The sequence below is a fragment of the Falsiruegeria mediterranea M17 genome (genome assembly GCF_900302455.1).
Lineage (GTDB): Bacteria > Pseudomonadota > Alphaproteobacteria > Rhodobacterales > Rhodobacteraceae > Falsiruegeria > Falsiruegeria mediterranea.
The window spans coordinates 19021-31622 of the sequence record NZ_ONZG01000009.1; the positions used below are offsets into that span (position 1 = coordinate 19021).

10 protein-coding genes and 1 pseudogene are annotated in these 12602 nt (G+C 56.6%); 2 read left to right on the forward strand and 9 right to left on the reverse strand.

Annotated features, from left to right (window positions below):
* Positions 1-36: 36 nt before the first annotated feature.
* Positions 37-1017 (forward strand): annotated as a pseudogene (locus TRM7615_RS16900) (IS5 family transposase).
* Between the two features lie 494 nt (positions 1018-1511).
* Positions 1512-4502 carry a calcium-binding protein gene (locus TRM7615_RS16905; RefSeq protein ID WP_108789665.1) on the forward strand — a complete coding sequence of 997 codons (2991 nt, stop codon included), beginning with the start codon at positions 1512-1514 and terminating at the stop codon, positions 4500-4502.
* A 47-nt stretch (positions 4503-4549) separates the two neighbouring features.
* Here TRM7615_RS16905 and TRM7615_RS16910 read toward each other — a convergent pair whose 3' ends face one another.
* The 9 genes from TRM7615_RS16910 to TRM7615_RS16950 all read right to left on the reverse strand — a co-directional run bounded on the left by TRM7615_RS16910 (position 4550) and on the right by TRM7615_RS16950 (position 12453).
* Positions 4550-4786: a hypothetical protein gene (locus TRM7615_RS16910; protein WP_125133703.1), complete on the reverse strand. Its 237-nt coding sequence runs from the start codon at positions 4784-4786 to the stop codon at positions 4550-4552.
* A 40-nt stretch (positions 4787-4826) separates the two neighbouring features.
* On the reverse strand, positions 4827-5972 hold the full coding sequence (locus TRM7615_RS16915; protein WP_108789669.1) for a M56 family metallopeptidase: 1146 nt from the start codon (positions 5970-5972) through the stop codon (positions 4827-4829).
* Positions 5959-6351 (reverse strand): BlaI/MecI/CopY family transcriptional regulator, encoded by a 393-nt coding sequence (locus TRM7615_RS16920; protein ID WP_108789671.1) that lies wholly within the window; start codon positions 6349-6351, stop codon positions 5959-5961. The genes TRM7615_RS16915 and TRM7615_RS16920 overlap by 14 nt, the downstream gene beginning before the upstream one ends.
* Positions 6352-6431: 80 nt before the next feature.
* Positions 6432-6833 (reverse strand): DUF2160 domain-containing protein, encoded by a 402-nt coding sequence (locus TRM7615_RS16925; RefSeq protein WP_108789673.1) that lies wholly within the window; start codon positions 6831-6833, stop codon positions 6432-6434.
* Positions 6833-7630, reverse strand: a complete 798-nt coding sequence (locus TRM7615_RS16930; protein WP_108789675.1) for a carbohydrate ABC transporter permease — start codon at positions 7628-7630, stop codon at positions 6833-6835. The genes TRM7615_RS16925 and TRM7615_RS16930 overlap by 1 nt, the downstream gene beginning before the upstream one ends.
* Positions 7627-8490 carry a carbohydrate ABC transporter permease gene (locus TRM7615_RS16935; protein ID WP_108790068.1) on the reverse strand — a complete coding sequence of 288 codons (864 nt, stop codon included), beginning with the start codon at positions 8488-8490 and terminating at the stop codon, positions 7627-7629. The genes TRM7615_RS16930 and TRM7615_RS16935 overlap by 4 nt, the downstream gene beginning before the upstream one ends.
* Complete coding sequence (locus TRM7615_RS16940; RefSeq protein ID WP_108789677.1) at positions 8487-9560, reverse strand: ABC transporter ATP-binding protein; 1074 nt, start codon at positions 9558-9560, stop codon at positions 8487-8489. The genes TRM7615_RS16935 and TRM7615_RS16940 overlap by 4 nt, the downstream gene beginning before the upstream one ends.
* Positions 9560-10624 (reverse strand): ABC transporter ATP-binding protein, encoded by a 1065-nt coding sequence (locus TRM7615_RS16945; RefSeq protein ID WP_108789679.1) that lies wholly within the window; start codon positions 10622-10624, stop codon positions 9560-9562. Before TRM7615_RS16945 ends, TRM7615_RS16940 begins: the two co-directional genes overlap by 1 nt.
* Before the next feature lie 95 nt (positions 10625-10719).
* A complete protein-coding gene (locus TRM7615_RS16950) occupies positions 10720-12453 on the reverse strand; it encodes an ABC transporter substrate-binding protein (protein ID WP_108790070.1) in 1734 nt (577 codons plus the stop codon).
* Positions 12454-12602: the final 149 nt, after the last annotated feature.

Here is a 12602-nt window from a genome sequence, read left to right on the forward strand (position 1 = left end):
ATTCACTGCAAGAATCCAGCATGATAGCTGGATGTCATGAGCAGTTGGGCCCTACGAAGTACAAGACCACGAACTGGTCGGCTTACAATGACGCGTTGAAGCGGCGCGGATCGCTGACGATCTGGTTCGATCCAGAAATGGCAGCGCGAGCGCCACCGGCCGGCAAACGCGGCCGACAGCCTAGCTTCAGCGACGTAGCGATCCAGACGTGTCTAACGATGAAGGTGTTGTTTGGCATGCCGTTGCGGCAAACGACGGGGTTCGTGCAAAGCCTGCTGAAGCTTATCGGCTTGGATTGGGTGTGCCGGACTTCAGCATCCTGTGTCGCCGCCAACGAACGCTGAATGTGGCGGTCCCGTACCGTGGCGGAGCGGGCCCGCTGAACCTGCTGATCGACAGCACAGGTATCAAGGCCGAGGGTGAAGGCGAGTGGAATGCCCGCAAACACGGTGGCTCCAAACGGCGTATCTGGCGCAACATACACATCCGCTGCCCGGCAGTCGTTTGCAAAGCAAACGATGAGAGAGGGAATTGACGAAGAAACGCTGGAAGTCCGGGCTGTTGAAGGTTCACTGGCGAATGCCACTGGTCCGAAAGAGCCAGTGGACGGCAGCAACATCGTCCCCTCTCGTGCCATTTGCTTTGCAAATGCTCTGCCGGGCAGTGGATGGTGCCTACGACACGCGCAAATGCCATGAAGCAAGTGCCGCCCGCGGTGCCGCCGCGGTCATCCCACCACGCAAGAACGCCAAACCCTGGACCCCGACGAGCCCAGGTGCCGTCGAACGCAACGAAGCGCTGCGCGTTTCAAAGTACCTGGGCCGAGCCATTTGGCGAAGATGGAGCGGCTACCACCGCCGGAGCCGGGTCGAAAGCAGGATGAACGGCATCAAGCTGCTTAGTCAGTCACTGATGGCTCGAGACTTCGACCGCCAGGTCGCGGAGCTGCAAGCCCGCATCGCGGTGCTGAACGGCTATACCACCCTCGGCAGACCCGTCACAGTGGCCGTAGGATAAGTCCGTCCGGGGAAACGGGAAATCCGCTTAGAACCTGAGTTATGCAACAAGGCCCAAACGAGCGAATAGTGCTCTGCGCTAATCGGGATTAAATCCACACTACTCAGGCGCCGTAGATTGGTTCAAAAAAGGCCTTTGTTGACCAACCAAAAAGAAATCGGACCATCGCGTCATCTCTCGGTTAGGTCGTCCAGCCCTAACTTCCTGACTGAGAGATTTGGCTCTCAAACGGAAGAGGTGACGATCATGACCAAGCACAAGCCGACGAGCACGCGCTTAGGTTTTGAGGCGACTTCGGCCCAATGCAGTTGGCTTTTGCGCGATACGAAAGTTTGGCGAGTGCTCTCAAAGGTATATGTCCTTGCGCCATTTGCGACTTCAGATGTGCAAAAGGTCCCGTGAAGCCTGAGTGTTGTTCGATCACGATGCATGGCAACCACCAGCGTCTCTTGCTGGTTCAGCAACGTGTGTAGACACAGCATCGAGGACGAAACATGGACAACCTGCTTCAGGATGCAGACGAGAGACTCACTTTTGACCAATATGCTGTGTCAGACCACTGGTTAGCCGAGACCAGTGAGAACGGTCGGCCGATACTGACCACATCCGTTGAGACCGTTTTGGATGTCCCGTACGAGCTTGAATTCAACTTGGCTGCCAATCTTGCGGCCGACGTTCAGAATGTCACGGTCGAGGTCTTCTTTGACGGTGAAAGCATTGGAACGTTTCATCACGAGGGCGGTGTTTTCGAAACATATGTCTTTGAATTGATCGGAACGGGCGGCACAGCGAATTTGGACTTCGCGATTACAAGCGTGAATTCGGGAGCCGACGAAGCAATCGATACATCTGGGGTTGTTCCGTCTTATGAGAAGACCATGAACTTTCTGGGCTCGGATGTGACGGTCGAAGCCTTCGCGCCTGGTCAAAACTTTATCTACCAGGTTCTCAACGGTCAGTTGGTGAAGTTTGATCTGGAAACCAACAGCTACACCGAAACCGAGACGTCCGCCGCTGTCAACGTCAACGCGATTGGCTATTCGACTGAATACGATCTGATCTACGGTATTGCCCGCTCGGACGGCGTTGATGCTGTCGGGAATTCCATTGCCCGCAACGATGTCATCGCCATGGATGCAACAGGCGCAACTTATGCGGTGTCACGTGGAATCATGGGGTCCTACATCGGGGACGTGGATGGTCAGGGCAACCTTTGGACGTTCAGTGGAAACTTGAGCAAGGCTGTTGTGTATGACCTGTCGGAAACCAACCCGGACGGCTCGCTGGTCACGCAGGAGCTAGATTTGCCGTCCTTGGGGGTGTCCACCAGTGGTCTTGCCGACCTGGCGTATTTGCCGTCGACACAGACCTTTTTCGGCGTTTCTCATGGCGGTTCAGCGGGTCAGCCCGGCACTTTGGTTTCGATCGACATTTCCGAAGTCAGCCTCGGTGGCGAGCCCGTGGTGACGACACAGGAAATCGTGGGCACGATCGTTGATGGCGCTCAAAAGACCGGCATCCCGTCAAGCGCGTTTGGCGCAACGATGGTGGATGGCGATGGCAATGTGTACGTTGGCGCCAACAATGCGGATCACGATCTTGACCCTTCGACACCGAACCAAGGCGGGTTCTACAAGATCACAACCGGAGATGACGGGGCGCTCTACATGGAGCTGCTTGCCGACGCCCCCACGGTATCGAGCAATGACGGCGCCCTCGACACACGCGGAGTAGACCCTTTCCTTGGCATCGACACGTCATCAACTGTTCTGCTGCGTTCGCCCGTTCTGTCGGTTGCTGTCGCAGAGGACGACTATGTGAAGTTGGCTGCAAAAGGCGATGCGGTGACAGTCGATCTTTTGGCCAACGATGACGTCAGCGAAGGAGAGAGCCTTACGCTGACCCATTTGAATGGCGCGGAAGTCGCCGAGGGCGACACTCTCACGCTCGTTAACGGGGAGGCGGTGACATACCTAGGCAACGGTTTGATTTCTGTGTCGCCCGGGAGCACTCCGAGGGATGTCGTTGCCGAGTTGACGTATTCCATCCGCAATGAAAGCGACATCACGGACACAGCGACCGTTACATTTGCAACGTCTCCGGTGCAGGGCACGGCCGAGAACGATCACATGGTCGGGTTCACGGATGCGGATGGCACACACATAGATGGGCCAGATGGTCTGAACGACGTGATCCTTGGCTATGGCGACAGGGACAAGATCTTTGCAGGTCTTGGAGATGACGACATCTATGGCGGCGGCGGCAACGACTTCATCAGGGCTGAGGCTGGCGATGACGTTATCTATGGCGAGGCGGACAACGATGTCCTCGACGGGGGGACTGGTAACGACACGATGTTTGGCGGTACCGGCAATGACACCTATTTTGTCGATGCAATTGGGGATGTCGTGTCTGAAGAGGGCGGCAGCGGGATCGACTCCGTTAAGTCAAAAGTTGATTTCACCTTGGGCGACGGGTTGGAAAACCTGAGGTTTGCGAAGGGGTCCGAAGCGGATGTCGGCATCGGAAACGAGCTTCGCAACATGATCGTCGGAGAGCAGAACGATGACTTCATCGATGGAAAGGATGGCAACGACAACTTGATCGGTGGGGGCGGAGACGACGAGATTCATGGTGGCGACGGACATGACAAGTTGCACGGAAACGACGGTGCCGACGAACTCTGGGGGGGATCTGGAAACGACAAGCTTCATGGCGGTTCTGGAAACGACGTCGCCTACGGTGGAGATGGCAACGACACGTTGTGCCCAGGCCTAGGTGACGACGTCATGTTTGGGGGCGCAGGTCGGGACTTGCTGTCAGGCAACGCGGGTGCAGATACGGCCTACGGCGGCTTGGGTGATGATATCTACAAGGTTTCGGACGCGCTCGATACAATTGTCGAATACGCGGGGGAGGGATATGACGTGGTGCACGCCACGGCAGATTTCTCGCTCTCCAACCATGTCGAAGACCTGCAATTCTTCGGTGACGGTGACTTTGGTGGAAGCGGAAACGCCCTTGATAACCGTCTGATCGGCAACACCGGCAACAACGCGCTGTCGGGAAATGACGGCGACGACTACATAAACGGAATGATCGGCAACGACATTCTCGAAGGAGGTCTTGGGTCGGACAAGATCATAGGCGGTGCAGGCAACGATCATATGGCCGGAGGAGACGGCGCCGATACCCTTGGCGGTGGGGACGGCGCGGACGTGATCAACGGTGGCCTCGGAGATGACTTTCTGAGCGGTGACGCAGGCGCGGACGTCTACGAATTCTCGGTTGATGACGGTCGTGACCTGATCAAAGGCTTTGATACGGCAGAGGACTCCCTTCGGTTTCTGGATGTTGAACCAGTCGCGATCACCTGGATCGACGCTGATCGCGGCATTTCGATTGAGTACGGCAACAACGCGTCAGTCTTTTTGACTGGCTTGATGATCGATCAGGCTGGCGACATCGAAATCTTCTTTCTTTGAGGCATGATCTGCGCGTCTGTGCTTACCCGTTCACTGTCAACTTCAGATCAGATCGGGTTGGAGCGCAGGCGCCGCATATCGTCAGTTCTCAACTGCTTTTCGCTGATGAACTTGGCTTCAGCGACCCGGGCTTTAGCGTCCCCGTAAATAGAAAGTTTAGATTTCATCTGTTTTGGTTTGCCGGATTTGTGGAACTGGGAAGCGACGGCAGATGCGATGAAAAGTGCAATCGCGCCCACAAAATGGGGCACGTCTGAAGGGGCATGAGTTTTGAGCGCGACCAAGGAGAGGTCCGCACAACAACTCACCGTCGAGATATAGGTGTCAGTTTCGAATGCGTCCGAACGTGGACAGGCGGTTGATTTCGTCGAGCCGTTCCAGATTGACGACAGTTGAGAGCATCAGCCGATCCTGGCTCCAGTCACCCGGTCTTTGAACAGCAACAGCCGTGATGGACAGGGCAGTGACCAAAGGCAGCAACAGGGTCAAGAAAAGCAGGCGTTGAAAACGCACGGGGCGTGACTCCAACGCTGACAAGACGCGGCTCTCCAACATGCTGGGCCGGTTGTTCCAGTTGCTGGAGCGGTCGGCCGTGACCAGGGTGACCTTTGGAACCGCAATGACGAAGGCCCGGTCGCGGCGGAGCGTGCCTTGGCAGATGGACAACAGCGTATCGCAATATGTCCGCACATCGATGATGCCTTTGGACAGAACTTTGCTGTCGCAATTGAATTCCCGAAGCTCTTCGACTTGCCGTTTCCAGGCATGGAAGAACGGGTTCAGGAAGAAGATGGGTTTCAACGCTTCCAGTATGATCTCCCACTCGAGGTCCCCTTGTCTGACATGCTGCAACTCATGGGCCAAAGACACCTTGAGTTCATGGGACTGGCCGAGCATGTGTGACGGAAGAACGACGTAATAGTTCCACAAACCACGTGTCGAAAAAGGCACCAGGGTCCGGTCGGACAGCATGATCCGTACGCGGCCGAATTTGCGCCAGCCATAGCTGTTGGCCACGATGCGGTACAAGCAGAACACGGAAAAGATCAACCGCAATGTTCCGATTGCCAGTCCTGCAACAAAGACACCTATGACCGCCTTTGCCGCCACGCCGGTACCGGTCATGACGTTCAAGATAAAGGTGTCGCGCGCGTGAATGAGACCTTCCAGGTCAGAGGCTTTCATCTCGAAGCCGCCATTCAGGTAATAGGACACGACCATGTCCGAAAGGTTCAGGTTGAGCTGGCTCGCCACTCCGTTGGTTTGCAACGTGCGAAATCCCAGCGCCAGGAACGGTGCGAAAAGAACGACCAGGAAAACCCCGTTCAGCAATTTGAGCTGAGTTCCGTGAAACTGGCTCAATCCTGCTTTCTGCATTGCCTTTTGCATGCAGAACCAACAGCAGTAAGCAACGCACACAAGGATGTTCGCATTCACGAATGCATCCAGAACCGCTTCACCCGGTATCATTTTTCAACCTCCGATCCACAAGTGCCCGGATTTGCCCCAATGCTTCTTCTGTCAACTCTTCATCGCTCAACAGGCGTGCAACAAGAGATGCAGGCGTGTCGTCGAAGAGTTTCATCGACAGATCACGAAGTGTGCGTGATTGATACGTGTCCCGCGCCAGGGTTGGGATATACACATGGCTTTTCCCTTCCTTCCGGCTGGTCACAAACTCTTTCTGTTCAAGAATACGCAAGATGGTCGCAGCGGATGTGTAGGCAAGATTGCGATCATCCGGCAATCGCGCCAATACATCCCGAACAGTACCCTCTCCCAAAGCCCAAAGCTCGTTCATGAACTCCAGTTCGACTTCGGTCAGCAGGTCGCTTTTCTTCTTTTTCATTGCTGCCCCATCTGGCTCATCCGCTCACTCGTAGCATTGCACGAGTAAATACTAAGGTTTTCGTTTTACAAAGTGAAAATTCACACCTTTCGGAAGCAAAAGATGCCCCAGGCGATGCTGATCCCCAGCGGCCACCATACCGGTTGACCGACAAGCCCAAGCCACGCAAGGAAAATATATGCGGTTCCAAGAAGGCAGATGAACAGCCTGTCGCCAAGGGTTGTGGTCAGGCCCAGGACACCCTTGCGTTCAATCCCATCGCGATATTTGAACACCTCCAGCACGCCGATCACGGCAATCGCGCCAAAGATTCCACAAAACAGCACGAAAGTTGCCGGGGTCCAGGCCATCCAGAAGGACGGCCAAAGCGGTGCGGTCCAGGAGAAGCCGGTTTCTTCTTCCTTTTTGGCCACGTTGCCCCAGCCCTGGGCGGTTGCCGAGTTGGCCATGAGAAGTGGGAGCAGAGTGAATAGGTATCTCATCAGACCCTCCCCAGGGCAAAGCCCTTGGCAATGTAGTTGCGAACGAAGTAGATCACGATGGCACCGGGAATGATGGTCAGCGTTCCCGCCGCCGCCAAAAGCCCCAGCTCGTACCCTGCCGAAGAGGCTGTTTTGGTCATCGTGGCGGCAATGGGTTTGGCTTCGACCGCGGTCAGGGTTTTCGCCAACAGCAGCTCGACCCATGAAAACATGAAGCAGAAGAAGGCCGCGACGCCCACGCCTGCCTTGATGGTTGGCAGGAAGATCGTGACGAAGAAACGCGGGAAAGAGTAGCCGTCAACATAGGCCGTCTCATCCAGCTCTTTCGGCACGCCGCCCATGAACCCTTCGAGGATCCAGACTGCCAGCGGGATGTTGAACAGGCAATGCGCCAGCGCAACCGCCAGATGGGTGTCGAACATTCCAACCGACGAATAGAGCTGAAAGAAGGGCAGGGCGAAAACGGCGGCCGGGGCCATGCGGTTTGTCAGCAGCCAAAAGAACAGCTGCTTGTCGCCAAGGAACCGATAGCGAGAGAAGGCATAGGCTGCAGGCAAGGCCACGCAGACCGAAATCACCGTGTTCAGCGACACATAGATGATCGAGTTGATATAGCCCCAGTACCAGGTCGGATCGGTAAAGATTACCCGGTAATTCTCGAGTGTGAAGGTCTGGGGAAAAAGGCTGAAACCGCCCAGAATTTCCTGTGTGGTCTTGAAGCTCATCGCCACCAGCCAATAGATCGGCAAGAGCAGGAACAGGATGTAGAGGATCGGAATGAGGGAGCGTTTTCTCATTGCGCGTCATCCTTTGTCATGAGGGTGTAGAAGAGCCACGAGACCAGCAGCGTGATTGCGAAATAGATCAGGCTCATGGCCGCCGCCGGTCCAAGGTCGAACTGGCCAAGCGCGATTTTCACAAGGTCGATCGAAAGGAGCGTCGTCGAGTTGCCCGGTCCACCGCCGGTCAGAACGAAGGGCTCGGTGTAGATGTTGAAACTGTCCATGAACCGCAGCAGCACCGCAATTGTCAGAACCGTCTTCATCTTGGGCAGCTGGATGTAGCGGAACACTTTCCATGGGGATGCGCCGTCGATCTTGGCCGCTTGATAGTAGGCGTCCGGGATCGAAACCAGGCCTGCATAGCTGAGCAAAACAACCAGCGAGGTCCAATGCCAGACATCCATGATGACGATTGTGACCCAGGCTGAAACGGGTTGTTGGGTCATGTCATAGTTGATGCCCAGAACATCATTCATGAAGTATCCCAATAGGCCGATGTTGGGCAGGGTAAAGATGTTCCACATCGAGCCCACGACATTCCAGGGGATCAGCATCGGCAAGGCCATGGTGACGAGGCAAACCGGCACCCAGAACCCTTTGCGTGGCATGGACAGCGCCACGATGATGCCCAGAGGGATCTCGATCGCAAGGATCAGGCCAGTGAACATGAACTGTCGTCCAAGTGCTGCATGGAAACGCTCCGAGCGCAGGATCTGCTCGAACCAGTCCAACCCTTGCCAGAAGAACACGTTGTTCCCGAACGTCTCCTGAACCGAGTAGTTGACTACGGTCATGATCGGGATCAGCGCGTTGAAGGCCACCAGCAACAGCACCGGCAGCACAAAGAACCATGCGCGTTGGTTTTCGGTCTTCATGATACCACCTCGGTCGCGATCCATCCGTCGCGGTACAGTCGTGTTTGATTTTGCTGGAAGGCCAGATGCACCTCGGTGCCTTGTTCAGGCAGATTGCCTTCGATCACGGCTTTGACGGCCGTTTCACCGACCATGGTTTCAACCACGGCATGGCGGCCGACATCCGAAACCTTGCGCACCCGTGCAGGAATGCCTGCGTTCGACAGCGAAACGAATTCCGGCCGGATGCCCAATTGGGTCACGCCGCCTGATCCGGTCACTTTGCCTTCGAGGCTGACGGCCTGACCGTTGAACATGACCTGTCCCCCCTCGACCAAGGCGGGCAGGATGTTCATGCCGGGAGAGCCGATGAAGTGGCCGACAAATGTATGCTGGGGCCGTTCGAACAATTCGACCGGCGTGCCGATCTGCACGATCTCGCCTTCCTGCATGACAACCACCTGATCGGCAAATGTCAGTGCTTCGGTCTGATCGTGGGTCACATAAATCATCGTGGCCCGGACCCGCTGATGCAGTTCCTTCAGCTTGGATCGAAGCTTCCACTTCAGATGCGGGTCAATCACGGTCAGCGGTTCATCGAACATGACAACGTTCACGTCATCACGCACCAAACCCCGCCCCATCGAGATCTTTTGTTTGTTGTCAGGTGACAGATGTGCGGCGCGGGTGTCGAGCATGTCCTCTACCTCCAGCATCGCGGCGATCTCGGCGACGCGTTCGGTGATCTTGGCTTCGTTCACGCCGCGATTGCGCAACGGGAAGGCCAGATTTTCGCGCACTGTCATCGTGTCGTAGATGACCGGGAACTGAAAAACCTGCGCGATGTTGCGCTGATCCGGCGGCAGGTCGGTCACGTCCTTGTCGTCAAACAGGATGCGGCCATCGGACGGGGTCAAAAGGCCCGAGATGATGTTCAGCAACGTGGACTTGCCGCACCCCGATGGACCAAGCAGCGCATAGGCACCGCCGTCATTCCAGTCGAGGTCGATCTCCTTGAGCGCATAATCTGCAGGCCCCGTGGGGTTGGGCAGATAGGAATGGCGCAAGTTGGATAGAGTGATCTTTGCCATTACGCCACGAGCCTCCCGTCAGGCGAAAAGTAGAACGCCTTGTTTGTATCCATGAAGAACTGGTGGTCTTCGCCAACCTTGTAGGGATGAACGCCTTGCGACAGGGACACCCAGCCATCAGATCCCATTTGGAAATGCGCGCTGGATTCAGAGCCGGACAGCTCTGTCACCTGCACAATTCCGTTCAGCGCCACATCCTTTGCATCGTGGCGGACCGGCAAAACGTGGTGGGGGCGTATCGCGACGGTATAAGCCCCGTCTGGCAGCGCGGCTGCTGCGCCTTGCAATGTCCAGCTGACCCCGGTGCGTAATTCCGCCTGATTGCCAGTCTTTGTGATCTCGGCCGCGTTGATGGGCGGGTCTGAAAACACGCGGGCCGAGGCCAACGTCGCCGGTTCGCGGTAGATCTCTGCCGTGGGACCAAATTGGGTGACCACACCGTCATCCATCAGAGCGGTTTCGCCCCCCAACAGTAGGGCCTCTTCGGGTTCGGATGTTGCGTAAACGACGACCGCACCGCGTCCGGCAAACAGTTCGGGCAATTGCTCGCGCAGCTCTTCACGAAGTTTGTAGTCGAGGTTTGCCAAAGGTTCATCCAGGAAAACCGCGCGACTTTCCTTGGCAATTGCACGGGCCAGGGCACAACGCTGTTGCTGGCCACCGGACAATTCCTGCGGGCGGCGCTTGAGCATCGGTCCGAGCTGCAGAATATCGGCCGCTTCCTGCACGCGGTCTTCGATTTCCGACCGGGCCATGCCTGCAACCCGTAGGGGGGAGGCAATGTTGTCGAAAACGCTCATGTGGGGGTAGTTCACAAAGAACTGGTGAACGAGGCTGATGTTGCGTTTCTGGGTCGACAGTTTCGACACGTCTTCACCGTCGAAAAGGATCTGCCCAGAGGCCAGAGGATCCAGCCCGGCCATCAGTTTGATCAGCGAGGTTTTTCCTGATCCGGTCTGACCGAGCAGCACATTGAAATGCCCGGTCTTCATCACCAGCGAAGTCGGCTTGATGTGCGTGATGCCACGCACCTCTTTGCTGGCACCCTTTAGCTCGATTGTCATGGTATTCGCACCTTGAGTGGGGTGTGGCCGAAGCTAGGGATAACGCTCCGGCCACTTTGGGCCCTCCTCGGTGTCCCAAGGAGGGTGGTGTTGGTTTACTGGTTCCAGCGCGCGACCAGCTCGTCATAGTTGACGGTCTCGCCCTGCGGCTTTTCGTTGTCCAGTTTCGCCTTGGCGCCGCCTTTGCCCAGCCATTCGGACGCGTCCTTTGGCTCGTTCAGGCGAGGGCCACAGCCGCCATAGATATTGGCGCTTTCATCCGCGGCCTGCATACGAGCCATGGTGATGTCCATTTCTTCGGCCAGACGGTCCATCGCTTCCTGCGGGGTAAAGGCGCCCGAGTTCACGTCACCGATCTGCTGCCACCAGATTTGGGCCAGCTTCGGATAGTCAGGCACGTTGATGCCGGTCGGTGACCATGCCACGCGGTCAGGCGAGCGGTAAAACTCGACCAGGCCGCCCAGTTTCGATGCGCGTTCCGAGAACGATTCGTGGTTAACCGAGCTGTCGCGGGTGAAGGTCAGACCCACATGGGACTTCTTCACGTCGACGGTCTTGGACGTCACGAACTGCGCATAGAGCCATGCCGCCTGTGCGCGTTCAGACGGAGTGGATTTCAGGAAGGTCCACGACCCAACATCCTGATAGCCCACTTTCTGGCCTTTTTCCCAATAGGGGCCATGCGGGCTGGGCGCCATCCGCCACAGTGGGTTGCCATCGGCGTCCACGGTGTTGTTGCCTTCGGACTGTGGCTTCACCATGTCGGCGGTGAACGCAGTATACCAGAAGATCTGCTGGGCCACGTTGCCCTGGCTGAGCGCAGGCAGGGACTGGTAGAAGTCAAAGCTCGCAGCACCCGGAGGGGCATAGTTGCGCAGCCATTCGTCCCATTTGCGGATCGCATAGACGGCCGCCGGACCGTTTGCTGCACCACCGCGCGATACGGAGGCGCCGACCGGGTTACAGGTGCCCGCTTCCATGCGGATGCCCCATTCGTCGATCGGAACACCGTTCGGCTCGCCTTTGGAACCAGCACCGGCCATCGACAGCCATGCATCGGTCATACGCCAGCCCAAGTCAGGCGCGCGCTTGCCGTAATCCATGTGGCCATAGATTGCGACACCGTCGATTTCCTTCACGTCTTCCGAGAAGAACTCTGCAATGTCTTCGTAAGCCGACCAGTTGACGGGAACGCCCAGGTCATAGCCGTATTTTTCCTTGAACGCTGCCTGCAGGTCTTCGCGGTCAAACCAGTCCTTGCGGAACCAGTAGAGGTTCGCAAACTGCTGGTCAGGCAGCTGGTACAGGTTGCCATCCGGGCCGGTGGTGAACTGGATGCCCATGAAGTCGTCCAGATCCAGCGTCGGCGAAGTTGTCGCCGCCCAATCACCCGCCATCTGTTCGGTCAGGTTATACGCCAGCTGCAAGCGCGAGTGCGTTCCGATCAGGTCGGAGTCATTGACGTACCCGTCATACAGGTTCCGCTGGGTCTGCATCTGGGTTTGTACGGCCTGAACGACCTCGCCTTCACCCAGGATCTGGTGATTGACCTTGATGCCCGTGATTTCTTCGAAGGCTTTTGTCAGAACTTCGGATTCATAGCCGTGTGTTGGAATGCCTTCGGACAGGACGTTGATTTCCATGCCCGCAAATGGCTGGGCCGCGTTGATGAACCACTCCATCTCAGCCTTCTGTTCGTCTTTCGACAAAGTGGATGGCTGGAATTCCTGTTCAATCCATTTCTGGGCTGCCGCTGTGTCAGCAAAAGCAGTCCCAGACCCCGCGATGACGGCCACTGCCGCAGTCGCGGAGAGCAGATACTTGCGCATCATGTCTCCTCCCAAAGATTATGTATTAGCTGGGCTTCCCAGCATTAACTTTGATATTCGCAGTGCAATTTCCCTGTCAACTAAAATATTAGTAGAAGGGTGTCTCGACCCTGCCTGCCCAAGTTTGAAACCACGAAAGTCGGGCAAGC

Excerpts from the sequence above, each read along its gene's own strand:
- TRM7615_RS16930 (WP_108789675.1), bottom strand. The coding sequence starts at position 7,630 with ATGAGAAAACGCTCCCTCATTCCGATCCTCTACATCCTGTTCCTGCTC.
- TRM7615_RS16920 (WP_108789671.1), bottom strand. The coding sequence starts at position 6,351 with ATGAAAAAGAAGAAAAGCGACCTGCTGACCGAAGTCGAACTGGAGTTC.
- TRM7615_RS16945 (WP_108789679.1), bottom strand. The coding sequence starts at position 10,624 with ATGACAATCGAGCTAAAGGGTGCCAGCAAAGAGGTGCGTGGCATCACG.
- TRM7615_RS16925 (WP_108789673.1), bottom strand. The coding sequence starts at position 6,833 with ATGAGATACCTATTCACTCTGCTCCCACTTCTCATGGCCAACTCGGCA.
- TRM7615_RS16935 (WP_108790068.1), bottom strand. The coding sequence starts at position 8,490 with ATGAAGACCGAAAACCAACGCGCATGGTTCTTTGTGCTGCCGGTGCTG.
- TRM7615_RS16950 (WP_108790070.1), bottom strand. The coding sequence starts at position 12,453 with ATGCGCAAGTATCTGCTCTCCGCGACTGCGGCAGTGGCCGTCATCGCG.
- TRM7615_RS16940 (WP_108789677.1), bottom strand. The coding sequence starts at position 9,560 with ATGGCAAAGATCACTCTATCCAACTTGCGCCATTCCTATCTGCCCAAC.
- TRM7615_RS16915 (WP_108789669.1), bottom strand. The coding sequence starts at position 5,972 with ATGATACCGGGTGAAGCGGTTCTGGATGCATTCGTGAATGCGAACATC.
- TRM7615_RS16905 (WP_108789665.1), top strand. The coding sequence starts at position 1,512 with ATGGACAACCTGCTTCAGGATGCAGACGAGAGACTCACTTTTGACCAA.